Genomic DNA, 24,116 nt, shown 5'->3' with positions numbered 1-24,116 from the left:
AGTTAAAATAAAAATCATTGGCGCTACGCTCATTTTAAGCTCTGAAGCAATGTTTCATAGCGCTTACCCTGAGGAACAAATTCAAGATGACGGGTTGTATCCGACTGCTCATCTTTTTGAAAGTGCACCAGCAAATCGGCTTCGGGTTCGCTTGCACCCAGAAAATCCGGCCATTCAACGACTGAAACGCCGTCACCTTCAAAGTATTCTTCAAGTCCCAGGTCTTCGGCACCACCGTCTTCCAAGCGATAAAGATCCATGTGATACAGCGGCAGCCGACCGTGACGATATTCGCGAATAATCGTAAACGTCGGGCTTTTGACATAATCCGTAATACCCAGTCCCTTAGCCAAACCTTTGGTAAAGCTGGTTTTGCCAGCGCCAAGATCACCATCCAAGAGAAGGACATCTCCTGCCTGCAGATGCGGACCTAGCGAAGCGGCGAATGCCTGTAGTTCGGCTTCGCTGGTAAAATCCTTTTTCAAACTTGTCATAGCAAGGTCTGGGCCGCTGTAATAATGGCCAACTTGTAGACGTCTTCTTCGTTAGCGCCACGACTGAGGTCGGAAACCGGCTGATTCAAGCCTTGCAGAATCGGGCCGATGGCTTCAAAGCCGCCAAACCGCTGGGCAATTTTGTAGCCAATGTTGCCGGATTGCAATTCCGGGAAAATAAAGACGTTGGCTTCACCGGCAACTTTGGACTCCGGCGCCTTTTGCTTAGCAACGGTCGGGACAAACGCCGCGTCAAACTGCAACTCACCATCCAATGCCAAATCCGGTGCCAGCTCGTGAGCTTTCTGGGTTGCGGCCACCACTTTGTCCACTTGTGGTCCCTTAGCGCTTCCTTTAGTCGAAAATGACAGCAAGGCAACGCGTGGCGGATCAATGTCGAACAAAGCAGCGGTTTTCGCCGATTCAACCGCGATTTCTGCCAGTTGATCGGCATCCGGATCGATATTAATCGCATTATCCGCAAATAAGTACCGTTCATCTCGGCCACGTTGCATGATAAACGCGCCGCTAACAAGATGAACGCCGGGACGGGTCTTGATGATTTGTAAAGCCGGCCGCACGGTATCCGCCGTTGAATGCACCGCACCGGAAACCATGCCGTCTGCTTCCTTCATGTAAACAAGCATGGTGCCAAAATAATTGGCATCCTGGACAATCTTTTCCGCCTGTTCCGGAGTTGCTTTGCCTTTACGCCGCTCAACGAACGCGGTCACCATCTTGGCGTGAAGATCATCATGCTCAGGATCGCGAACCGTCAACTTGCTTAAATCCCAGCTTTTTTCGGTTGCCAGGTTATGAATTTTCTCAGGGTTACCCAGTACAATCGCCTGCACCAATCCATCGGCGGTCAGTCGTACCGCGGCTCCTAGAACCCGCGGATCCTCGCCTTCCGGAAATACAATGCGCAAATGCTTGTCGTTAATCTTGTCTTTTAAGCTTTCAAATAAATCCAAATCTTATCCCTCCATAAAAGCGCTTTATTCCTTAACATCATACCGTTTTTATCGGGTCGTGACCAGCGGAAGACAATGGAAAAACACTTTGCGTGACTTGATTAACTTGCCGCAGTCACGGTTTCTGGCAGCTGCCAGTTAATCGGCGTTTCGCCCATTTTTTTCAACGCTTCATTGGTGCGCGAAAACGGCCGGCTGCCAAAAAAGCCGCGAGACGCTGACAATGGACTTGGGTGCGCGGAGGCAATGATGGCATTTTTGCTGGTATCAATCAACGCAGCTTTCTTCTTGGCAGCATTGCCCCACAAAATAAACACAACCCCGCCACGCGCAGATAAAGCCGCAATTGCTGCATCGGTCAGCTCCTCCCAACCATGATTCTGGTGGGAATAAGCCCGGCCTGCTTGCACGGTCAAGACCGCATTCAGCAACAAAACGCCTTGATCGGCCCATGCCTTCAGATACCCGTGATGTACCGGCGGATAGCCTAAATCGCTTTGTAATTCTTTATAAATATTTTGCAACGATGGCGGCAATGCCACACCAGGCGCCACGGCAAAACTCGCCCCCACCGCCTGATGCGGATTATGGTACGGATCCTGTCCCAAAATGACCACTTTGACATCATGAAACGGCGTCCATTCGAATGCCTGAAAAATGTGATGCATTTCCGGATAAATCGTTTTGGTCGTGTATTCTTCCTTTAAAAACTCATGCAGCCGGGCATACTCGGGACTTTCAAAAATCGGTTCCAGCACCGTCTGCCAATCATTATGTATTAATGTTTTCAAAAGCTGCACCTCCGCAAATAGTGTACAAGAATCCCTGCGCGTTTGCTACCGGGCAAGCGCTTTTCATGCTAAAATTAAGGACGTAATCGCACCATGACAAACCGGAGGGAACAGTAATATGATCAAACTTATTGCATCAGACATGGATGGCACGCTTTTGAATGACAAAATGGAAGTCTCAGACGAAAATGCCAAAGCCATTCGTGAAGCGCAAGCCGCTGGTATCGAGTTCATGGTTGCCACCGGGCGCGGTGTTACCGAAGCCAAGCCATTATTGGCGGCACAGCAGCTAAAGCCCGCGTTCATCACGTTAAACGGCGCCATGGTTTTTGACGAGGCCGGCAAACCGGTTGTCACCATCCCTATCGCCGATGATTTAAGCCAGTACGTTATCGATACTTTACAAGCAGCCGACATCTACTTTGAAATCACAACTAACAAAGGCGTCTTTTCCGACAGTCGGGTTAAGCGCATTCAGAACGTGGCAGACTTGCTAGTCGATCTCAACCCTGATACCACTTACAAGCTCGCCGTTGCTTTGGCGGCTGCCCGGTTGGAAATCATGAATATTAATTATGTGGATGACTATCAAAAATTACTGGACGATCCGACGATTCAGATTATGAAAATCATCGCTTACACCGGCGAAACACCTGATATTTTAAAGGCCCCGGCTAAAGTATTTAAAGCGACCGGCAAATTAAGTGTCACATCCAGTTCCGTTAACAATATTGAAGTCAACAATATTAAGGCGCAGAAAGGTTATGCGGTTGAAGCTTATGCCAAACAAAAAGGCATCACAATGGATGAGGTCATGGCCATCGGTGATAATCTGAATGATGCCAGCATGATCAAAATGGCCAAATACGGCATCGCCATGGGCAACGCGATCCCTGAAATCACCGACTTAGCCTGGGGTACAACCGGCACCAATGGCGAAAATGGCGTTGCTGAGGCGATTCGTAAAGCCATTCGGATCAATAAAGCGGAAGCAACTAACGCGCGTTTCTAGGATTGGCAGCTGAACCACATCATGCAAGCCTTCAAGGGAGGTTAGCAAATGGCGTTATATCTTGACATCAATGCATTGAGTACCGGCAGTCTTAGTGTGGTCAAAACTGACAATGGTAAGCCTGCCTACATTCTGACCGCCCGTCACGGTCTCATTAACGGTGGTTTCGATTTGAATACGCTCAGTGGCAACCCGTTAGGTTCGATCCGGCAGAAAACGGTCAGTGTTTTCCCGCGATATGATCTGTACATCGCCAATCGGAATGTTGCCAGCGTCAAAAAGATGTTCGGCGTTTGGCACCAGTTTATTTTTATTTCAAAACTCAACTGGGTGGCTATGGGGAATCTCTTAAATAACCATTACCAGGTCTTCCACGGCGTTAAAACGATTTTCAGTGCTGAAGAAGTTGCCCCGGCGATCGTAAAGCTAACCATTCCTAACAATCGTGACATTCCAGCCGCCATTTTGCTAGCCGCCATCCTCGATCGCTTCCGCCACGTCGGCGTGGCCGATCCGCTCAAACGTTACGAGTACGGCCTGGACTTTCCGGATTAGCGTCTGGGTTTAAAACAGCTTAGGGCAATTAGTCCCTTGCCGTGCCAAACTCCGCAATCTCCGGCCAGCTGGGGCTGGAACGTGGTGGGCACGACTTAGAGCCTCTGCAAAACCGGCAGAGTCTCTAAGCTCGGCCTTGTACTACGCCGGGAAGATCGCCCGGCCAGTACAATTGCACCACTGAGCCCCATCTGGCCTACGATTGCTCCGCCTTGGCACTAACATCTGAATAATCCTACCGAATTACCTTCGGGAAACAAAATGAACATCCTCCGTCATTATTGGGGGATGTTCATATTTTATTTGTGGCTATAAATTATGACCCAAGCTTTTGCTTTGTTTAGTCCGTGGCGTCTCTGCCGCAAATCTCAGCCGCTACTCACCCACCGGCCGAACCATATGATCATAACGGTGACTGCCGATCATGAGTTCACCGTTTTTGACAAAGCCATTGCGTTCATATAGTTTCTTGGCGCGCGGATTTTGCTGGTCGACGTTCAAACTGACAACATCCGCCTTGCGTGCGCGGGCAACCGGGTCAACGGCTTGCAGCAATTTTGTGCCGATGCCATGGCCTTGAGCACTTGGCGCCACTGCCAGTGTGTCCAGATACCATTCGCCCGGATAAGTTTCGGTATCCGTAAACAGCGAGGATTGTGGCGTTAAGCCCAGCTTTGGCAATAACGGTTGCAAGGCGTCATCAATGTGTGCCTCCTGTTCGTGCAGATATCCGACTGCGATGCCTTCAATTTTGCCATTTTGATCGGCCACGAGCATCTGGGGATAGCCGTAGCGATAAGTCGGCAGAAGAAATGCCTGTTGCAATACTGCATAAAGCGTCTTCTTCGGCACGCGCATCAGTTGCGGAATTTCCATTTCGGTAAAAACAATATCAATCAGCGGTGCCACCTGAGCGGCATCCGCAGGTTTACTTGGACGTATGATCACAAAAATCGCTCCTTTTTCTTGTTGTTTATTATAGCAAAAAAAGCGAACGTTCGCGTGTTACCGCTTCCGAATCATTAATCAAATGTTTTTAAGCGAATAAGTCCAATTTTCCGCCGTTCTGGGTTAAAATATGTGAAGAGTTGTGTTGGCTTGCTGCCTACTAGATATAGTCAAGTGGTATAGCTACAACGCAATATCTTGTTCCAAATTTTCTTTTTGGCGCGACCCTGTTTGGCAAACCATGCGGGACCGACGAACGGAGGTGAGGAGCAGAAAACTATTTGAAGGAGCGTACTGGGTTGAAAGTTACTTTCAAGGACGTCACGATGTCCTACGATGGCAAGACAGATACCCTGAAGGATCTGAATTTTACCATTCCCGACGGCACGCTGGTTTCCCTGCTGGGTCCTTCCGGCGGCGGTAAAACCACAACGTTGAATTTGATTTCAGGGTTGTTGTCCCCTACTGCTGGGCAAATCTTTTTTGGTGACACGGATGTGACCAAAAAAGATGCCTTAGCCCGTAAAGTCGGCATGGTATTTCAGAACTACAGTCTGTATCCGCACTTGTCAGTGTTAGACAATATCGCCTTTCCGCTGAAAATGGCTAAAGTCAGCAAGGCCGAACGCCACGCTAAAGCTAAAGATCTTGCCAAGTTGGTCCATGTCGAAGACCAGCTTGACAAGAAACCGGGTGCCTTGTCTGGCGGCCAACAGCAGCGTGTCGCTATTGCGCGGGCGCTGGCCAAATCACCAAGCCTATTGTTGCTGGATGAACCGCTATCCAATCTTGATGCGCGGCTGCGAATCGAGATGCGGGAAGAGATTCGCCGAATTCAGCGCGAAACCGGCGTTACGACCATCTTCGTCACCCATGACCAGGATGAAGCCTTGCATATTTCCGACAATATCATGGTCCTGGCCAATGGATCGATTCAGCAGTTCAGTTCACCGCAGACACTCTACGATCAGCCTAATAACCTGTTTGTGGCTAAGTTTATCGGCGAACCTGTCATTAACACCATTCCGGCACAGGCCTTAGCTGCCGATCTTGCAGGAGCCGTTCCGGAAGATATTTTGAAGCAAGCCGAAACCGCCGGCATTCGCAGTGAGGCACTCATCCCTTACGATGCCGGTGAGAATGTGTTGGCCAAACTCCATGGCAAGATTACCCAAAGTTCTAAATATGGCCGGGAAGCCACCGCCAATATTACTTACAACGGTGAACATCTCTTGTCGACCGAAATGGCCGGTGTTTCCGGTAGTCAACCGGAGTTGGATTTTTATCTCACCAAATCAGGATTCTTTCTCTTTGATCAGTCTGGCGCCTTGATTTTTGGTGGTGAAAGTCATGCTAAATGAAAAAGCCAGCTTAAAATCGACAGCCAAGGCAGCGTTGTATTTGCTGCCGATGCTCGTCATTACCATTACCTTTAACATCTGGCCGATCATCAATTCTTTTTTAATGAGCCTTTACACCAAGTATGACTTTTACACGGATAAGGTCAGCGGCTGGGGATTCGACAATTTCGTCTATCTTTGGAATGATCCGGATTTTCACCTTGCCGTCCGCAATACCTTGGTCTTTGTAGTTGGCGTGGTGCCGATAACGGTGATTTTGTCGCTGATCATTGCGTTGCTGCTGAATCAGGTCAAGATCATTTCCGGCTTTTTCCGAACTGTCTACTTCTTGCCGTTCGTTACCAGTACCGTCGCCATTGCCATGGTCTGGAACTGGATGTTTCATGGTAACTACGGCCTGGTCAATTACTTCTTGAGTTGGTTTGGTGTTCATCCAATCAACTGGCTGACCGACCCGCATTATGCCTTGTTGGCGTTGATCATCATGAGTATTTGGAAAAGTCTTGGTTTTAACATCATTCTTTTCCTGGTTGGCTTGAACAACATCGATCACGGTTACTATGAAGCGGCAGAAATCGACGGTGCGAATGCCCGCCAGCGGTTCTGGAACATTACCATTCCGATGCTTTCGCCGATTACCTTCCTGGTTTCGGTCAACGGGATTATCGGTAGCTTCAAAGTCTTCGATGAAATCTTTGCCTTGTTCCAAGGAACACCGGGACCGGGTAAGGCCGATTTGACGATTGTGTATTACTTGTACCAGAAGTTTTACACCGAGTATAAGTATCCGATTGCCGCGGCATCAGGCGTTGTGCTTTTCTTCCTCATCTTGCTCGTGACACTCGTGCAGTTGTGGTATTCGCGCAAGCACGTTCACTATTAAGGGGGGGAGTAAAAATTGGCTAAAAAGCTCAGTAAGGTTTTACTTTATCTGATCGTTATTTTAGGGGCCATCACCATGCTGATCCCCTTCCTATGGATGATCTCGACGTCATTGAAAACAGCACCGGAAACCATTGCGGTACCGCCGATCTGGATTCCCAAGTCCCTCCAGTGGGGCAATTACGTCAAGGCATGGAACGAAGCACCGTTTGGTCAGTACTTTATTAACAGTATTATCGTTACGGTCGTCACCACGGTCGGCCAGCTTTTCACCAGTATTCTTGCCGCATTCGCCTTCGCACGGCTGAAGTTTTACGGCAAAAATATTTTATTCATCATCTTTTTGGGAACGATGATGATTCCTGGGGAAATGCTGATCATCCCTAACTTTGTGACCCTGTCGCATTTAGGGCAAATCGACCACTACGGCGCGTTGATTCTACCATGGTTGGCCAGTTTCTTTACGGTTTTCACCTTGCGTCAAACATTCCAGTCCACACCGGATCAGATTTATTACGCTGCCAAAATCGACGGCGCCTCGGACTGGAAATATCTATGGCAGGTGCTCGTGCCAATGAGCAAGTCCACCATCACGGCGGTGACCGTCCTTCAAGTCATCGGTTCATGGAACGCCTTCATGTGGCCGTTGATCGTCACCAACTCCGATAAGATGCGGACCCTGCCAGTCGGCTTGCAGGCCTTTACGACCGATGCCGGCACACAATATCAACTTTTGATGGCGGCTTCTACTTTCGTCATCATTCCAATGGTCATTTTGTATATCTTCTTGCAGAAGTACATTATTGCTGGGATTTCTAAAGCTGGATTGAAAGGATAATCTATCAAAATGAAAAAGCAAAATTGGGTAAAACGAGTCTTACTTGCAATGCTGACGATCACACTGGTTGCTGTCTTGACCGCGTGTGGTAGCAACAGCAGCAGCAAATCCAGTTCCACGACTAAGAGCGATTCAGGCAAACGTGTCACCATCACCTTCTGGCATGGCATGAACGGTCCTTACCAAAAAGCCATCAACCAGATCATTACCGATTTCAACAAGAGTCAAAAGCAATACAAGGTTGTCGGAACCGCGCAAGGTAACTACACGGCCCTGCAGCAAAAAATCATGGCTGCGGCTAAGTCACGTAACTTGCCAACCACTGCGCAGACCACTTACACCACCGTTCCTGATTACGTTAAAAACGGGTTTATCACCCCACTCGATCAGTACATGCTGAAGGGTGACAACAAGATGAGTGCCAGCGACTTGAAGGATATTTATCCAGCCTTCCTGTCAAGCTCGAAGTATCAAGGCAAGTACTACAGTGTACCTTTCTCCAAATCAACCCGAATCCTTTTCTATAATGAAGCACTGATGAAGAAGTACAACATCGACAAGCCTAAGAGTTGGGAAGACATCAAGAAAGATGCCGACAAGCTGAAGGCTGATGGCGTTGCCGCGATTGGTTTTGACAAGAGTTTCGATATGGAATTCGAAGGTTTAGCCCGTCAAGCCGGCAATCCGCTCATTTCCGCCAAGCCGTTGAAAGCCAACCTGGATACCAAGAAAACCATCACCGCCGCTAACTTCATCATGGACATGGTCAACAATGGTGAAGCCAAAACTGCCGGTGAAGATATTTACGGCGACAAGAACTTCACTTCCGGTAAGACTCTCTTCTATGCCGGTTCAAGTGCCGGGATCACGAACATGAAGCAAAATGCACCTAAAGACTTCAAGTGGGGCACCATGCCGCTGCCAAGCTACAAAGGCAAGAAAGCGACCGAACTCGCCGGTAATGACATCGTCCTCTTCAAGTCCGCTTCAACCGACCAGCAAAAAGGTGCTTGGGCATTCATGAAGTTCCTGCTATCTGAAAAGGAAACTTCCAAGTGGGCCCAGTTGACCGGTTATGTTCCACTGCGTAAGTCCGCGGTTCAATCTGCTGACTTCAAGAAGTATCTGAACGAAAACGAAACCAGCAAGGCTGCGGTTGATTCCCTCGGCTTCGGCTTCCAGTCCACGGCATTCATCGGCTTCTCGGAATATCGCAACGATCTTCTGAACGCGGTTGATGCTATGCTGACGAAACACGAAAAGCCGGAACAGGCATTAAAGACCCTGCAAGGCCAAGCTGAAACCATTATCAAGACAAACAAGTAATGGCAGCTCGCATCATTCGCGTGAATGATTGAAACGAAGCCTTGTTTAAAATAGCGTCAGACATGATCGACCCCAGAGATGCACCGCGTCTCTGGGGTCGATTTGTTTCAAGCGATACCTGCCCGCTATGATTGCTCAAAAAAATTCTTTATTTGCTTTTCAAGCATCCGCGGAGTACGATTTAATGTTCTCAAAAATATTGACGAGACATTGGAGGAAATCACGTGACTACGATTCGCTTTTTAAATGGCTTAAATACCATTGGCGGTAATATTGTCGAATTCGCCACTAAAACCAGCCGGGTCATTATGGACTTTGGGGTGGCAGCTGATTTAAGTCAGGAAACTGTAGCCTCGGCCCTTGAGCAAGGAAAACTGCCGCATGTGCCGGAACTCTTTTTCAATCAACCTGATCATTTTTCCGACGAAGCGATTTTTATCTCACATCTGCATATTGACCACATGGGTGCTTTGCAGTATTTGCAAAAGGACATCCCGATCTATCTTTCGGAACCATCCTATCGTCTCTATCGACTGCTCATTCAGTTGGGTATCGAAAAGCCGGTTGCAAACCTGCACCCCCTCGCCTTTGAAACTCCGCTTGCGGTTGGCGATCTGACGGTCACTGGGTTTCACAGCGATCACGACGAGCCGGGCGTCATGGCGTTGCTGATTGATGACGGTGCGCGCCGCTTTGCGCATTCAGGCGATGTCCGGCTCAACGGCCCGCATGCTGATCGGGTTCACGCATGGGCAAAACGGTTTAAGGAAGAAAAAGTGAGTCTTTTGATGCTGGAAGGCACTAGTTTTTCGTTTGACACGCCCATTCCTGTTGAGGATCAGAATCATCCCAGTGTGCCATTGACGGAAATGAGCCTGCAGACCAAGTTTCAGCAATTATTGGCGGATAGCTCTCAACTTGTGGTCATCAACCCTTACAATCGCAATTACGAGCGCTTAGCGGCGTTCCAAGTCTCGGCTCATGTCAATGGTCGGCAAATGGTTTGGGAGCCAAATGAAGCGGCTATTTTGACAACTATGACCGGCACGCAACCCGATGCCATTCTCGGCCAAACGATCCAGCTGACTGACATTGCCCAGCAACCGCAAAGCTACGTTCTTCAAAACAGCTTTGCAAATCTGGCCTCACTAGCAAACTTACCGATCAGCGCGTACGTCCACAGCAACGGCGAGCCACTGGGCGACTATGATCCCCGTTTCGCCCAGCTAAAAGATTGGCTAGCTGACCACAAGATGCCATTAGTGTTCATGAACGCCTCAGGACACGCGGCTCGTGAAGATCTGATTGAATTGGTCAAGGAAGTCAACCCCCGTGTCGTCGTGCCGTGGCACAGCTTCCATCCCGAACGCGAAGCTGACGCGATTGATGCCCAGACAAATGCCGATGTTCTATTTCCGGAAAAAGATTTGTATTACGATTTCGATCCTTTAACTGAAGAAGAATAGTTAGCAAAAAACAGGCTGCAAGGACACTTTGCAACCTGTTTTTTAATGCTGGAATAGATCATCTACCGTTGTCTGTAGCTGCTTGGCCAAAGCAAAGGCTAAGGAAAGCGTCGGGTCATATTTATTGTTTTCAATGGCGTTAATGGTTTGGCGTGTGACGTTAACGGCATCGGCCAATTCCTGCTGAGTCAGATTTTGCCGGGTTCGGAGTGTGCGGATTTTATTTTCCACTACAAAATCAGTCCCAAAAGTCCGATTAAAATTAACCCAGCGGTGATAACCACTCCCCAAACCACGAATTGCCTCGGTTCGCGGTCAGTATCATCGGCCTTGTGTTTATGCCACTCGTAGATAAAACCAAAACCAACTGGCTGCAGCGCCACAATAAGACCGATTGTTATATTTTGAAATGATGTCAAGATATCATAAATCACTAAAGCAAGGACTGTAATGAAATACATGTATTTAGCAGCTGTATCCATGAATTTCTGTTCCATCTCATCTGACCGTCGCATGCTCAGCACCCTCTTTTGTCAAAACTTTTTTACATTTTCAGTATAAAACCGTTCTGCTAAATGTCAAACATATTTGACTTTTTAGGCGAATGCCCAGGTTACTAGGTCATCAGAAACCAAAAGAACCAAACGAGAGCTGATTCTTTTAATAAAGCGCATCATGCTCACTATTGACGTTCAAACGCCGCCACAATGCGATCGTAATCCAGCTGACCCGTCGTCGACACGCGATAGTCGGCCGCGGCTAACTTGTCCGCATCCCCAATGCCCACCGAAAACTGGCCGGCCGCCTTGATCGCCGCAATGCCAATCGGTGCATCTTCAAAACTGATGACCTCAGCGGCTTGCAACTGCAATAACTGCTGGGCTTTCATATAAATTTCCGGATCGGGTTTGCCATGATGAAGGCTGCTCGGGTCCACAATGGCATTGAACTGTGACGCTAAGCCCAGTCGCTGCAAAATCATCGGGGCATTTTTAGATGCAGAGGTAATCGCCATTTTCAAGCGGTGTTGCTCGGCCTTTTCCAGTAACAACGGGATTCCCGGTAAGATATCCGAGGAGGTGATGGACGCAACTAACGCCCGGTAGCGCCGGTTTTTCTCCTCCGCCAGCGCCACCTTTTGCGCCTCGTCATAATTCTGTTCCTGATGGCCGTATTGCAAAATAAGCTCCAGCGAGTCCATGCGCGCACGGCCGCGTAACGCCGCATCAGCTTCAGGCGGCAAGTGAATACCCAACTGCTCGGCTAATTCGTGCCACGCCGTTAAGTGGTACTTCGCCGTGTCGGTTAAAACACCGTCTAAATCAAAAATAAAACCTTTAAGCATGGCCATCCCCCACTTCCAAGTGCACCGGTTTGCCATCAATTGCCATATCCAACGCCGGCCCCGCCAATAGTGAGACAGTGACCGTTTGCCCGACATCAACGGCTAATAGGCGCCCGCGATAGTTGAGTTTGAACTGATATCGGCGCCAATTTTTCGGTAATTGGGGGTGAAACTGCAGCTGATCATGATCGTAGCGCATGCCGGCGAATCCTTGCACAATCGCCAACCAGCTGCCACTCATGGACGTGATGTGTAGACCGTCTTGCGTATCGTGATTGTAATCATCCAGATCCAACCGAGCAGTGCGGGCGTAAAGTTCAGTTGCCTTATCGATTTTGCCGAGCTCAGCTGCCAACACTGCATGGATGGATGGACTCAGCGAACTTTCGTGGACCGTCAGCGGCTCATAAAAGTCAAAGTTACGTTCTTTTTCCGCCTTGGTGAAGCGATCATTCAAGAAGTACAAGCCTTGTAACACATCGGCCTGTTTGATGAACGGCGAGCGCAAAATGCGGTCCCATGACCAATGCTGGTTAATCGGCCGCTGATCTACCGGAATCGTGCTGGCAGGCCGCAAATCCTTATCCAGGAAGTTATCCTGTTGCACAAAAATGCCCAGGTGATCATCAGTCGGATAATACATATGGTCGATAATCGCCTGCCAATGCTGCTTTTCCTGATCAGTCACGGCAAGGGCAGTCACGACATCAGCATCGCCTTTTGCCAATCGTTCTAAGGTATACTGCAACTCCCACACGGCCATGGTATTGGTGTACCAGTTGTTATTCACGTTATTTTCATACTCATTAGGGCCGGTCACGCCATGAATCATGTATTGTTGGGTGCGCTGGCTAAAATGAACCCGATCTACCCAAAAGCGCGCGATCCCCACCAATACTTCCAGACCGTCATGCTTTACATAACTTTCGTCGCCGGTATAAGCCGTATATTGATAAATGGCAAATGCAATAGCGGCGTTGCGGTGAATCTCTTCAAACGTAATTTCCCACTCATTGTGACATTCAATGCCATTAAAAGTCACCATTGGATAGAGTGCGCCAGCCAAGCCTTGTTGCCGGGCGTTGTGAAACGCCCCCGGCAACTGGTCATGCCGATATTGCAGCAATGCCCGCGTCACTTCCGGCGGGGTCACAGCCAGATACATTGGCACGATAAATGCCTCCGTGTCCCAATACGTCGCCCCGCCGTACTTTTCGCCAGTAAATCCCTTTGGCCCGATGTTTAGCCGCTTGTCTTCGCCGTAATAAGTCATAAACAGCTGGGCAATATTAAACCGAATGCCTTGTTGGGCGGCCGGATCGCCTTCGATCACGACATCACTTTTAGCCCAGCGCTGATCCCAGCGGGCAGTGTGCGCAGCCAAATGCGCTGCAAAGCTTTGGGCGGTTACTTGCTTCATCAGCTGAGCCGCTGTCGTTGCTTGGGCCGCCGGTGCCACATCACGGCTGGTGACCACAATCGCGTCTTTTTCCAGTTGATAGCTCTGGCCTTCCGCTAACTGCACCTTCACCTGCTCATGTAATTGACCGCTTGTTGTGGCGACCTGACCGCTTACCGGCTGATCATTCACGCGCAACTGTTGTTTGAGCAAAACAGTAAACTGCGGCACCCCGTAAGGATTAGGTTTGGTTTGCAGCTGAATGCTTTTGGCACCCGCATCTTCATGCAACGGCACCCAAAAGCGCTCATCATAATTGCTGTCTTCGTTCGTGACCTGACCATCCAACGAGGCATCAAACGTCACCGCGGCATGCCCACGCAGCACCGTCGCCTTGACGCTCACAAACGCCGCTTCTTTAATGGTTTGGCTTAGAAACCGAGCAAACTCAAACCGCACTTCAACCCCATCACCCAGGTAAACAAATCGCCGCGTCAGCAAGCCCTGATGCAAATCCAGTGCAAGATAAAAATCCCGGTACCGACTCGTTGCCAAATCCACCTGCTGGCCATTAACCGAAATCCCGATCCCCAGAAAACTCGGCGCATTAATCACCTTGCCAAAATATTCAGGATAGCCGATTTTCCACCAACCAACCCGGGTTTTATCCGGAAACCAGACACCGCCTAAGTAAGTGCCCTGAAGTGAATCGCCGCTATAGCCTTCTTCAAAGTTACCACGAAGACCCATATAACCATTGCCGACAGCCGTAATGCTTTCCTGTAAACGCCGATCAACCTTATCCAAATGATGCGTGGCAACCAGCCAAGGATCAACTTCAAATAATCGTTTCAAAATTACACCTCTTTAAAAATGCGCATAAGTCAACCTTCATCAACCCAAGCTAACCATGAATCCTTTAGGCGCTAACTGACCATCCACAAATCCTTGCGCGAAAACAGCTTCCTTATTGACGGCAACTAAATGCTCCGTGGTGTTAAAATAGCCCGTCAGCATCTCATGTCCCTGCCGAACCACTTTAATCAGGCCGGTATCAGTCACACTTAGCCTTGTCCCCCCGGTTCCAAGCGTGGTTGCATGCTGACGGCGAAAATGAACCAGTGCGGCTACCCTTTTCCAAATCGGCTGACCCAGTTTCGCCCAATCCATCGGCTTCCGGTTATCCGGATCGGCCCCGCCGGACATGCCCATTTCGGTTCCATAATAAAGGCAAGGGCTGCCGGTTTGCATCCACGTGAATGCCAACGCCTGCAACGCCAAGTCTTCATCCCCATGTGCCAACGTCAAAATCCGCGGCGTATCATGGGAATCCAACATGTTCAGCATTACCTGATTGGTTTGATCCCGATACAGCATCAATTGATCCGTCAACAAGGCAACCATTTCCGCTGCTGTCCGGCGCCGCTTGAAAAAGTGATCCTCAATCTGCTGCGTAAAAGGATAATTCATCGTCCCTGAAAACTCATCACCGTTTAACCATGCCTGACTACGATGCCACACCTCACCCAGCATATAAAAATCCGGTTTGATCGCTGTGACGGCTTGATAGAACTTTTTCCAAAAGTGATGATCCACTTCATTGGCAACATCCAATCGCCAGGCGTCAATATCAAACGTTTTGATCCAGTACGTTGCGACCATCAACAAATAATCCTGTACTTCCGGGTTGGCCGTGTTCAATTTGGGCATTTTTTCCTCAAAAGCAAACGTATCATATTGCGGTTGGCCTTCACCTTTTAGCGGATTATGAAAAGGTGTCACCGGCGTTTGATGTAAATGAAACCATGATGCAAAGCGGGATTTTTCGCCATTGCGCAACACGTCTTGCCACTGCAGACTGCCATAACCCATGTGATTAAACACCGCATCCAGCATCACCCGCATGCCGCGTTGATGCGCCGCGTGAATCAATTTAGCCAACAACGCCTTATCGCCAAATGCAGGATCCACATTCAGGTAGTCGATCGTGTCATATTTGTGATTCGAAGTAGCAGTAAAAATCGGGCAAAAATATAACCCGTTGATACCCAAGGCCTGTAAATCATCAAGATGATCCAGCACCCCTTGCAAATCACCGCCATAAAAATCTTCACGTCCGGGATGATCCGTCGGGTGCCATGGTTTGGTACCAGCTAGATCGTTACTAGGATCGCCATTGGCAAACCGCTCCGGAAAAATCTGATACCACACCGTCGTTTTCACCCAGTCAGGCGTCTTGACACGATCAATCGCCTGAAAATAAGGCATCCGAAAATAGTTTTCGGCCTCATGCCGTGCGTCCGCACTATTTTGGCGCAGGCCACGATCACCGTACAGCCAAACCTTGCCATCCTGGCCAGTCACTTCAAACAAGTATTGCAGTCGACGATACGGCGCCTCCAGCGTCACGCCCCAATGGTCCAACACTTGCCCGGTGCCTATGAGCGTCATTGTTTCGCGCTGATAGACGAGCTGATCATCGCCATGGGCATCGGGAATGCGCCAATACGGATCGCCATACAGAACCGTCACCTTTGCGACATCCTGGCGGGCAGTATGAAAACGCAGATGAAGCGTCTTATCCGTGTATAAAAAGCTATCTTCACTTTCCGGTCGATGCGTTAAAGCCGCCAAATTCATGACGCAACCCCTCCTTGAACTGACTCCTGTGTTAAAAATTCACCGCACTGGTTTGAGCCATACGATTTGATATCTATACGGCGATCATACAGCCTTCACGCAGCACACTCAATCAATCCGCATGAACGTTTTACTTTTTACTATCTATGACCGCCGCGATTATCGTTGCGCCAACAAGTCCCAGGCAACACAAATAGGCACTAACGCCAAAATTCAACGTTAGTGCCTATTTTTAATGCATGCATTCAATTAATAACGAGCTTTCAAGGCACGTTGGACCTCACGTTCCTGATCTTTACGCTTCAGGGTTTCACGTTTGTCATAGCTGTGTTTCCCTTCAGCGACGCCTATCAGTACTTTTGCATAGCCATGTTTTAGATACATCCGCAATGGCACAAGCGTCACGCCTTGGCGCGCTGTCAATTGGCCAAGCTTGCGAATCTCTTTCTTGTGCAACAGCAGCTTGCGATTGCGCATCGGATCAACATTAAACAAATTACCTTCCTTGTAGGGGCTGATATGCACATTTTCAAGCCATGCTTCATTATTACGAATACGGGCAAAACCGTCCCGCAAATTGATCTTACCATCCCGCACAGACTTAATCTCGGTCCCTGTCAGTGCAATACCAGCTTCATAGGTATCAAGAATGTTGTAATCATGTCCGGCTTTTTTATTCTGGGCGAGCAGGTTATCAGGTTTTTGTCGATGTTTCTTAGCCATTAAACCATATCCCTCCTTTGTGAGCGTGAGTCAGCCCGGTTTCTGGGCTGGCGAACGCATTATCGCATCAGCCCTACTTAGCACCACGCTTAGCATTATAATGCTTCCCTTGATGCGGTGCCCCAGCCGGTTTACGCGGGCGTTGATTATTGCGCTGATTACGATTGCCGCCTCGGTTACCATTGCCAAAACTTGGCCGATTGCCGTTCGAGCGGCGATCGCGCCGGTCATCTTTTTTGACCAGCTTGCCTAAATCACTCGTCGGCGTCTTGTCATCCGGAATAAGTGAAAAGTCCATTTGCCGCTGATCAATATCGACGTTATCCAATTTAACACGTAGTGACTGGCCGACACGATAAGTCCGCTTGGTACGTTCGCCGACCAAGGCCATCTGACTTTCGACAAAGGAATAATAATCATCGCTCATCCGCGTGATATGAACCAAGCCTTCAACCGTGTTAGGTAACGCCACAAACATGCCGAAGCTTGTCACACCACTAACAACCGCATCGAACTCTTCGCCGACCTTGTCTGCCATGTATTCGGCTTTCTTCAGGTCGTCAACAGCCCGTTCGGCGTCAATACTACGCCGTTCGGCCATAGACGCTTGGGTCGCAATATCAGGCAACTTCTTATTCCACGAAGCCTGAACGTCATCACCGGCGCCTTCTGTTGCATAGTCGCGAATCAGGCGATGGACAACTAAGTCAGGATAACGCCGAATTGGACTGGTGAAATGACAGTAATACTTCGCTGCCAAGCCAAAATGTCCAAGCGGATCCGGTGAATACCGCGCCTGCTTGAGGCTCCGCAAGAGTTTTACGTTGACCATGGCTTCTTCAGGTGTCCCAGTCACATCCGTCACAACTTCCTGAAGCTGTTTTGGCGTGATTTCCTTACCTTTTTTCATGGGAACCGTAATACCGAAGCTGGCAATGAATTCCATGAATTCTTTAACCCGATCAGCGTCCGGCGTCTCGTGAACCCGGTAAAGGAATGGCAGGTGCTGCTTGTTGTAGTGTTCTGCCAAGGTTTCGTTGGCCGCGAGCATGAAGGATTCGATCATGCGTTCAGAGACACCACGTTCCCGCAACACGATATCGGTTGGGTGGCCCATATCGTCCACAATGATCTTGGCTTCATTTTCTTCAAAATCAATCGCACCGCGGGCATGCCGCATTTTATACAGAATCTGGTGCAATTCGACCATGTCTTCAAACATCGGCACGAGTTCCTGATACTCGGCCATCACTTCCGGGTCGTGGTCAGTCACAATTTTGTTTACATTGTTGTACGTCATGCGGGCATGACTCTTGATGACACTTTGATAGATCTCGTGACTCACGACATGGCCTTCGTGGTCGATTTCCATATCACAAGACATCGCCAGACGATCAACACCCGGATTCAACGAACAAATGCCATTGGACAACCGAAATGGCAGCATTGGAATCACGCGATCGACCAAATACGTACTGGTGCCGCGGTCAAAGGCTTCCTGATCCAAGGCTGATCCTTCCGTGACATAATGCGAAACATCCGCAATGTGTACACCAAGATGGAAGTTACCATTTGGCAGTTTCCAAACGACGACCGCATCATCAAAGTCTTTACTGTCATCGCCATCAATCGTGACAACTGCCTGATCAGTGATATCTTTACGGCCAACGCGTTCTTCCGGCGTCACGTGATCCGGAATGGCATTGGTCTGATCCATCACTTCATCCGGGAATTCGGTTTTAATGTGATTTTGCAAAACCAATGACATGATGTCCACGCCGGGATCATTCTTATTCCCTAGTGTTTCCACCACCATGCCGTACATTAATTTTGGATGGTATTCAGTCGGAAATTCAGTAATCTCCGTCACTGTCATATCGCCGAGTTGCGGGATCGTCCCGGTATCCTTTACATAAACCGGATAATTCTTCAGCTTCTTTTCATGGCTGACAACCATGCCAATAAAACCGGACTTGGCCCGATCTTTATCGGAAAAAGGTTTGAACTCGCCAACTAAGGTCGTCAGGCTGCGCTGAACAACCTTAGTAATTTCGCCTTCTGCTCCGCGCGAATCGTTTGGCCGCGCTTCACGGACAATGCGAACCTCAACCGTATCGCCATCCAAGGCAAAATCCGTGTTGGTAGCTGGCACATAAACATCATCATCCAAACCTTCAACGGCAACGAAACCAAAACCTTTTTCATTACCATGGAAGACACCGGTCAAAACTTTAGGCGTACCACCCAATGCATAACGGCCTTCATGATTGGCGTGGATCAGATTGTCATTTTCCATACCATTTAATGCCTGTACCAGCACTTTAAAATCCGCGCCTTCATTTAATTTCAACGCGCGACTAAGTGTCTGAACCGAATAATCAATCTTCGGATTCCTGCGAAATGTTGCTAATAATTCATTACGAATATGGCCAACTGTGGTCATGCTATCCCTCGTTTTCTTGTTGCATAAATTCAATAACGTCTTGTTCTAGTGCGTGGTGAGCCGAATTGACGGTAATAACGTGCTTGGCCCCGTCGTACCAGTGAAAATCCACACGGGCCGCGTTAATCAACGCATCGCGCAATTGGTACGCCAATCGACCATCCACTAATTCGTCCTCACCGGCCTGACCAATGAAAGTCGGTTGCTTGACTAGATCCAAATCGGCCGCAACCCCCGTGGCAAACTGATCAATTGCAGCCAGTTGTCCCGGCAGATAAGCCAGAATCTGGGTACTTTCATCCGGTTTATTGGCCAAGCGATTCATATACTGGGCATATTTTAAAAATCCCGGAATCAAATGATGCTTGCCTGGCAGAATCGGCGATGAAAAAACGCCGCCAGCCGTAATGCCAGGTAATTTTTCTAAAGCTTTTACCGCAAAAATACCGCCTAACGACAGGCCAAACACAAACACGTGGGTGTACTTTGCGGTCATATGGGCAACGGCAGCGCTGGCTTCTGCCCACCAGATGTCTGGATTGCCCTTCGTCAAAATATCCATGGGCTCTAAGGTTCCATGCCCGGCAAAAAGCGGCACATACACCCCATAACCGGCACGTTGTAAAGCTCGGGCCATAAAATTCATGTCATTGGGGCTGCCAGTGTACGCATGCAGTAAAACAACGCCTGTGTCGGTGCCTTCGTATTCAAAAGGTTGCGGTTTACGAAAGATCATGGTGAAATCGTCCTTTGTGGCTTTCAGTGATATTCGACGCATGAACGCCGATTTTTAAATATTGTGCATGTTTAGCTGCCAGACTGATACCAAGATCGTCCGTCTTGCCAAAACCTGATACAAAGCCTTGGCTGCAGATCGTCGATACACCGCACAGGAACTTATATGCTTAAGCGGCAGTTCTAGGCAGGTTGGATCCATGCTTCTGCAAAAAAAGCCCCCTGAACGTTCCAGGAGACTTTGGTTAATGGGCTTCCAGATAGACCAGCGCGATGGCGAGGCCGAAGAAAATGACACCCAATACAACGGTGACTTTCTCCATGAAAGCTTCAAAACCGCGGGATTTGGTCTTCCCGAATAAATCGGTTGCCCCACCGGACAATGCGCTTAACGCATCCTGTTGTTTGCTTGGTTGCATTAAAGTTGCGATCACGATAAAAATCGAATCGATCACAAGTAATGTGGTCAATAAACTTTGCAAGTTGTTGCCTCCCTTGCGAAAAATCTCACTTTAGTAGTTTAGCATAAAAGCAAGGCAAAGGCGAATCTTTGCTGATTTCAGTCATCTTTTTCATCATCGATCTAAACATAAGCCGATTTCAGCGGCCAATAAGCCCTTTCCTACAATCACATGCCCGTTCAATTATCATGCGACAGGCGCCTTTTTTCTGAAAGTCTGGTACAGCATGTAGCCGCCGATCACGGCCACCAGGAACGGCATTAAATAGCTGGCCTGATCCGCCACCCCAATTGGCAACATTTGATTCAGGGCAATATTCAGACCCATCAGTACCGGATAACCTAAATACCACCAGCGCATCTGCTTATCGATAATAACGCCAACTATGACGAGCGCAACCATGCCCCAATTCGCTACGAAACCCAGTAAGAACGGCACAATAAAGCTGGCAAAACCGTCACCGGAATATGTGAGCAATCCTAGTTCGCCGCCAACCGAATAAAATAACCCAAGGAGAATGCTTGCGATTGCATACACGATGCGAAATGTTCTCATGGTGATCAAGTCCCTTCTGTTGACGATAGCCATCACTTTGACAGGTTCATTATACATGCATACCGATTAGCTGCCACCTAAAAGCTGCGATTCACAGACACGGCATCACACTCGCGTTTTATGCGCTGTCGCCAAAGCCGCAGACAGGGCATCGATTCGTTTTTTCACCCGCACACGCTCAGCCGCATCTGTCAGCAATACCAGTGTATCGCCTTCTCGAATCAATGTATCGCCATGAGGAATCACTTCCCGCTCACCGCGCCGAATGCCGATCAGCAATGCCTCTTTTGGCCATGGCATGTCACGAACCAGCTTGCCGTTGAGTGAACTGCCGACAAAAACCGGAATTTCCAATCGATCAGGCCGGTGTAGCTGGGCAACGGTTTTAGGAAATGTCATTTGTTCAAGCAAGGCTTCATAAATCGGCGCACCACCAAGCAGGTCAACCACGAGATAAGCCGTCAACGACAGCACCGCCAGCGGCATGAGATGGGTCAGATTACCCACCATCTCGGTCACCAATAAAATCGCAGTAAACGGCGCTTTCCCAATTCCGGCAAAGTATCCGGCCATCGAGAAGATAATCAGATTCATGATGTAGACATGTGGCAACAAGCCCAGCTGATACATGACCACCCCATAAATGGCCCCGATAATCGCCCCTAACGATAAAATCGGCAAGAAAATACCGCCCGGCAACCCTGAGCCATAAGAAATCATGGAAAAAACAAAGCGAATGGCGAAAATACCCAGTAACGTCAAAAGTGGCGGCACATACTGACCAAACCCGACAATCAAGCTATTGCCGCCGCCGAGCAGATTAGGGGTAAAATAACCGACCGCAATCAATAAGATGAACGGCACGACGCCTTGCACGACCCGTGGTAAGTGGGTCAATCGTTGATACCACCGCGGCATGGATAAAAGCACCCGTTGGTATAAATAGCCTAGCAGCCCTAGAAGAATGCCTAGGAGGATCAAATGCCAGTAACTGGTAACCGGCAAACTTCGCGAATAACTCAAATGTAGCACGGGAACCAGTCCAAACACGTACAGCGAGATGAAATCCGATCCAATGGCACCAGCCAGTGCAGTCAGCCAAACCAGCGGCGAGAAATTATGGTAAACCTCTTCCAACACGAACAGGGTCCCAGCAATCGGCGCATTGAAGGCAGCTGCGAGTCCGGCTGCTGATCCGGATGCAATTAGGAGACGCCGATCGGTTCCGCGCAATTTGAATCCACCAGCCAAGCCTTGACCCACGGCTGCGCCTAACTGAATCGAAGGCCCTTCACGACCCAGAAACAAACCGGGAGCAAGTGACAGCACGCCGCCAACGAACTTACGCCAAAGAATGGCCCACCAATGCATTTCCAATTCGCCGGCAAGCTGTCCTTCGACTTGAGGGATGCCTGACCCGGAAATATAGGGTTCTTGTTTTAACATTAGGGCCACAAGCGCCGCCAGCACCAGATTAAAGGCAATCAATAAGGCCCAGTGCCACCAGACAAACGGCCCCATATGTAAGTATCCGTATACCTGATGACTGGCGCGCAACCCGACTTCAATACAGTAACGAAAAGCACTGACCACCGTACCGGTCATCAAGCCGACCAATAATCCCAGCAAGACAAACCGCAGGCGGGTGATATCGAATTTTTCTTTTTCCTTAATGATTCGTGCCACAACATTTCCCTCCATGCCAACATTCATTCAGTATAAACCTTAAAAGGAAACGAGAAAAATCCCATTCTTTCAAAAAATTAGGAAAAAAACACGCCACTTGTCATAAGTGACGTGCTCGTAACGACAGCAACGGCGATTAATTAGTCGATTGCTTTAACGTTGTAGAAGGACTTGCGACCCTTGTATTGTGATTGTGCACCTAATTGATCTTCGATGCGCATCAACTGGTTGTACTTGGCAATCCGGTCGGTCCGGCTCATGGAACCGGTCTTGATTTCACCGGCGTTGGTTGCAACAACCAAGTCAGCAATCGTGGTGTCTTCGGTTTCACCGGAACGATGTGAAACAACGGCGGTGTAGCCAGCTTCTTTAGCCATTTCAATTGCTTCGAAGGTTTCAGTCAAAGTACCGATTTGGTTCAGCTTGATCAGAATTGAGTTAGCAACGCCCATATCGATACCCTTCTTCAGGTAATCGGTGTTGGTAACAAACAGGTCATCACCAACGATCTGAACTTTGTCGCCCATCTTCTGGGTGAATGTCTGCCAGCCTTCCCAGTCGTTTTCGTCGATAGGATCTTCAACAGAAACGATCGGATACTTGTTGATGTAACCATCGATCATGTTGGTCCATTCTTCGGTGGTGTACTTCTTGTCAGGGTTTGACCACTTGGTTGTGTAAGTCTTGGTGTCGGCATCGTACATTTCTGAAGCCGCAACATCAAAGGCCAAGGCAATGTCGTCGCCTGGCTTGTAGCCAGCTTTCTTGATCGCTTCAACAAGTAGTTCGAAGGCTTCTTCGTTGTCCTTCAAGTTAGGAGCGAAGCCACCTTCATCACCAACAGCGGTAATGTCACCTTTGCTCTTCAACAAAGCCTGCAGTGCATGGAAGGTTTCTGAACCCATGCGAACGGCTTCACGAACACTCTTGGCACCAACAGGCATAATCATGAATTCCTGGAAGTCAACAGTGTTAGTTGAATGTGCGCCACCATTAAGAACGTTCATCATTGGTGTTGGCAGAACATGAGCGTTCGGGCCGCCAAGATATTGATACAATGGCAGGCCGACTTCATCAGCAGCAGCACGGGCAGCAGCCAAGGAAACACCCAAGATGGCGTTGGCACCCAGCTTGCCTTTGTTTGGTGTACCATCAAGATCGATCATGGTTTGGTCGATCAGGCGTTGTTCGGTAACGTCAAGGCCAATCACAGCCTTGGCAATTTCATTGTTGACATGACCAACGGCCTTCAAAACACCCTTGCCGCCAAAACGATCCTTGTCACCATCACGCAGCTCAACGGCTTCGTGTTCACCGGTTGAAGCACCTGATGGAACTAATGCGCGGCCAAAACCGCCATCTTCGGTATACAATTCAACTTCAACAGTAGGGTTGCCACGTGAATCCAAAACTTCGCGTGCCAATACATCAGTAATGATAGACATATATTCTTCTCCTTTTTGCCAGAAGGCTGTTTAATAT

General features: G+C 48.9%; 23 protein-coding genes. 7 read left to right on the top strand and 16 right to left on the bottom strand.

From position 1 onward, the window contains the following. Positions 1-29 precede the first annotated feature (29 nt). The 3 genes from tsaE to LACZS1_RS04605 form a co-directional block, all read right to left on the bottom strand. Positions 30-494 (bottom strand): tRNA (adenosine(37)-N6)-threonylcarbamoyltransferase complex ATPase subunit type 1 TsaE, encoded by a 465-nt coding sequence (gene tsaE / locus LACZS1_RS04615; protein WP_047105826.1) that lies wholly within the window; start codon positions 492-494, stop codon positions 30-32. Continuing rightward, complete coding sequence (gene pta, locus LACZS1_RS04610; RefSeq protein WP_010489293.1) at positions 491-1,468, bottom strand: phosphate acetyltransferase; 978 nt, start codon at positions 1,466-1,468, stop codon at positions 491-493. Before pta ends, tsaE begins: the two co-directional genes overlap by 4 nt. 101 nt (positions 1,469-1,569) lie before the next feature. Continuing rightward, entirely contained in the window at positions 1,570-2,259 is a 690-nt protein-coding gene (locus LACZS1_RS04605; protein ID WP_010489295.1) for a uracil-DNA glycosylase, read from the bottom strand. A gap of 118 nt (positions 2,260-2,377) precedes the next feature. Here LACZS1_RS04605 and LACZS1_RS04600 point away from each other — a divergent pair, with 118 nt between their 5' ends. Beyond that, on the top strand, positions 2,378-3,271 hold the full coding sequence (locus LACZS1_RS04600) for a Cof-type HAD-IIB family hydrolase (RefSeq protein ID WP_010489297.1): 894 nt from the start codon (positions 2,378-2,380) through the stop codon (positions 3,269-3,271). A gap of 48 nt (positions 3,272-3,319) precedes the next feature. Then, positions 3,320-3,826: an LURP-one-related family protein gene (locus LACZS1_RS04595; protein ID WP_010489299.1), complete on the top strand. Its 507-nt coding sequence runs from the start codon at positions 3,320-3,322 to the stop codon at positions 3,824-3,826. A gap of 375 nt (positions 3,827-4,201) precedes the next feature. Here the strand turns inward: LACZS1_RS04595 and LACZS1_RS04590 are convergent, their stop codons facing one another. After that, a complete protein-coding gene (locus tag LACZS1_RS04590) occupies positions 4,202-4,774 on the bottom strand; it encodes a GNAT family N-acetyltransferase (RefSeq protein ID WP_070650183.1) in 573 nt (190 codons plus the stop codon). A gap of 299 nt (positions 4,775-5,073) precedes the next feature. On the opposite strand from LACZS1_RS04590, the gene LACZS1_RS04585 reads away from it, so the two are divergent. From LACZS1_RS04585 to LACZS1_RS04565, 5 genes are all read left to right on the top strand, one after another. Then, positions 5,074-6,135, top strand: a complete 1,062-nt coding sequence (locus LACZS1_RS04585) for an ABC transporter ATP-binding protein (RefSeq protein ID WP_010489303.1) — start codon at positions 5,074-5,076, stop codon at positions 6,133-6,135. Beyond that, positions 6,125-7,018: a carbohydrate ABC transporter permease gene (locus tag LACZS1_RS04580; RefSeq protein ID WP_049172338.1), complete on the top strand. Its 894-nt coding sequence runs from the start codon at positions 6,125-6,127 to the stop codon at positions 7,016-7,018. Before LACZS1_RS04585 ends, LACZS1_RS04580 begins: the two co-directional genes overlap by 11 nt. 15 nt (positions 7,019-7,033) lie before the next feature. Then, a complete protein-coding gene (locus tag LACZS1_RS04575) occupies positions 7,034-7,855 on the top strand; it encodes a carbohydrate ABC transporter permease (RefSeq protein WP_039638850.1) in 822 nt (273 codons plus the stop codon). Positions 7,856-7,864: 9 nt separating this feature from the next. Further along, on the top strand, positions 7,865-9,181 hold the full coding sequence (locus LACZS1_RS04570) for an ABC transporter substrate-binding protein (protein WP_070650184.1): 1,317 nt from the start codon (positions 7,865-7,867) through the stop codon (positions 9,179-9,181). A 224-nt stretch (positions 9,182-9,405) separates the two neighbouring features. After that, the gene (locus LACZS1_RS04565) at positions 9,406-10,647 is read left to right on the top strand and encodes an MBL fold metallo-hydrolase (RefSeq protein WP_070650185.1); all 1,242 of its coding nucleotides are present in this window, start codon (positions 9,406-9,408) and stop codon (positions 10,645-10,647) included. Positions 10,648-10,689: 42 nt separating this feature from the next. Here the strand turns inward: LACZS1_RS04565 and LACZS1_RS04560 are convergent, their stop codons facing one another. From LACZS1_RS04560 to eno, 12 genes are all read right to left on the bottom strand, one after another. Then, a complete protein-coding gene (locus LACZS1_RS04560; RefSeq protein ID WP_010489313.1) occupies positions 10,690-10,878 on the bottom strand; it encodes a helix-turn-helix transcriptional regulator in 189 nt (62 codons plus the stop codon). After that, positions 10,878-11,162 (bottom strand): hypothetical protein, encoded by a 285-nt coding sequence (locus LACZS1_RS04555; RefSeq protein WP_047105819.1) that lies wholly within the window; start codon positions 11,160-11,162, stop codon positions 10,878-10,880. The genes LACZS1_RS04560 and LACZS1_RS04555 overlap by 1 nt, the downstream gene beginning before the upstream one ends. A 167-nt stretch (positions 11,163-11,329) precedes the next feature. Continuing rightward, positions 11,330-11,992 (bottom strand): beta-phosphoglucomutase, encoded by a 663-nt coding sequence (gene pgmB / locus LACZS1_RS04550; protein WP_070650200.1) that lies wholly within the window; start codon positions 11,990-11,992, stop codon positions 11,330-11,332. Beyond that, a complete protein-coding gene (locus tag LACZS1_RS04545; RefSeq protein WP_070650186.1) occupies positions 11,985-14,246 on the bottom strand; it encodes a glycoside hydrolase family 65 protein in 2,262 nt (753 codons plus the stop codon). Before LACZS1_RS04545 ends, pgmB begins: the two co-directional genes overlap by 8 nt. A gap of 39 nt (positions 14,247-14,285) precedes the next feature. After that, positions 14,286-16,031, bottom strand: a complete 1,746-nt coding sequence (locus LACZS1_RS04540) for a glycoside hydrolase family 13 protein (protein ID WP_070650187.1) — start codon at positions 16,029-16,031, stop codon at positions 14,286-14,288. Positions 16,032-16,280: 249 nt separating this feature from the next. Beyond that, the gene (gene smpB, locus LACZS1_RS04535; RefSeq protein WP_070650188.1) at positions 16,281-16,754 is read right to left on the bottom strand and encodes an SsrA-binding protein SmpB; all 474 of its coding nucleotides are present in this window, start codon (positions 16,752-16,754) and stop codon (positions 16,281-16,283) included. 73 nt (positions 16,755-16,827) lie between these two features. Further along, positions 16,828-19,197 (bottom strand): ribonuclease R, encoded by a 2,370-nt coding sequence (gene rnr / locus LACZS1_RS04530; protein ID WP_306402904.1) that lies wholly within the window; start codon positions 19,195-19,197, stop codon positions 16,828-16,830. 1 nt (position 19,198) lies between these two features. Continuing rightward, complete coding sequence (locus LACZS1_RS04525) at positions 19,199-19,933, bottom strand: alpha/beta hydrolase (protein ID WP_093997920.1); 735 nt, start codon at positions 19,931-19,933, stop codon at positions 19,199-19,201. A 244-nt stretch (positions 19,934-20,177) separates the two neighbouring features. Continuing rightward, positions 20,178-20,414 carry a preprotein translocase subunit SecG gene (secG, locus tag LACZS1_RS04520; protein ID WP_010489332.1) on the bottom strand — a complete coding sequence of 79 codons (237 nt, stop codon included), beginning with the start codon at positions 20,412-20,414 and terminating at the stop codon, positions 20,178-20,180. 165 nt (positions 20,415-20,579) lie between these two features. After that, positions 20,580-20,948, bottom strand: coding sequence for a hypothetical protein (locus LACZS1_RS04515; RefSeq protein ID WP_070650191.1), 369 nt, complete (start codon positions 20,946-20,948; stop codon positions 20,580-20,582). Positions 20,949-21,053: 105 nt separating this feature from the next. After that, positions 21,054-22,634 (bottom strand): ClC family H(+)/Cl(-) exchange transporter, encoded by a 1,581-nt coding sequence (locus LACZS1_RS04510; protein WP_070650192.1) that lies wholly within the window; start codon positions 22,632-22,634, stop codon positions 21,054-21,056. Positions 22,635-22,774: 140 nt separating this feature from the next. Then, on the bottom strand, positions 22,775-24,079 hold the full coding sequence (gene eno, locus LACZS1_RS04505) for a phosphopyruvate hydratase (protein ID WP_010489337.1): 1,305 nt from the start codon (positions 24,077-24,079) through the stop codon (positions 22,775-22,777). Positions 24,080-24,116: the final 37 nt, after the last annotated feature.

The sequence above is a fragment of the Lacticaseibacillus zeae subsp. silagei genome (genome assembly GCF_030770335.1).
Lineage (GTDB): Bacteria > Bacillota > Bacilli > Lactobacillales > Lactobacillaceae > Lacticaseibacillus > Lacticaseibacillus zeae.
Note: the sequence above shows the minus strand (reverse complement) of the source record. Positions and strands in the feature narration are given on the sequence as shown.

Excerpts from the sequence above, each read along its gene's own strand:
- tsaE (WP_047105826.1), bottom strand. The coding sequence starts at position 494 with ATGACAAGTTTGAAAAAGGATTTTACCAGCGAAGCCGAACTACAGGCA.
- LACZS1_RS04600 (WP_010489297.1), top strand. The coding sequence starts at position 2,378 with ATGATCAAACTTATTGCATCAGACATGGATGGCACGCTTTTGAATGAC.
- LACZS1_RS04595 (WP_010489299.1), top strand. The coding sequence starts at position 3,320 with ATGGCGTTATATCTTGACATCAATGCATTGAGTACCGGCAGTCTTAGT.
- LACZS1_RS04580 (WP_049172338.1), top strand. The coding sequence starts at position 6,125 with ATGCTAAATGAAAAAGCCAGCTTAAAATCGACAGCCAAGGCAGCGTTG.
- LACZS1_RS04570 (WP_070650184.1), top strand. The coding sequence starts at position 7,865 with ATGAAAAAGCAAAATTGGGTAAAACGAGTCTTACTTGCAATGCTGACG.
- LACZS1_RS04555 (WP_047105819.1), bottom strand. The coding sequence starts at position 11,162 with ATGCGACGGTCAGATGAGATGGAACAGAAATTCATGGATACAGCTGCT.
- pgmB (WP_070650200.1), bottom strand. The coding sequence starts at position 11,992 with ATGCTTAAAGGTTTTATTTTTGATTTAGACGGTGTTTTAACCGACACG.
- LACZS1_RS04540 (WP_070650187.1), bottom strand. The coding sequence starts at position 16,031 with ATGAATTTGGCGGCTTTAACGCATCGACCGGAAAGTGAAGATAGCTTT.
- smpB (WP_070650188.1), bottom strand. The coding sequence starts at position 16,754 with ATGGCTAAGAAACATCGACAAAAACCTGATAACCTGCTCGCCCAGAAT.
- rnr (WP_306402904.1), bottom strand. The coding sequence starts at position 19,197 with ATGACCACAGTTGGCCATATTCGTAATGAATTATTAGCAACATTTCGC.
- LACZS1_RS04525 (WP_093997920.1), bottom strand. The coding sequence starts at position 19,933 with ATGATCTTTCGTAAACCGCAACCTTTTGAATACGAAGGCACCGACACA.
- LACZS1_RS04515 (WP_070650191.1), bottom strand. The coding sequence starts at position 20,948 with ATGAGAACATTTCGCATCGTGTATGCAATCGCAAGCATTCTCCTTGGG.
- eno (WP_010489337.1), bottom strand. The coding sequence starts at position 24,079 with ATGTCTATCATTACTGATGTATTGGCACGCGAAGTTTTGGATTCACGT.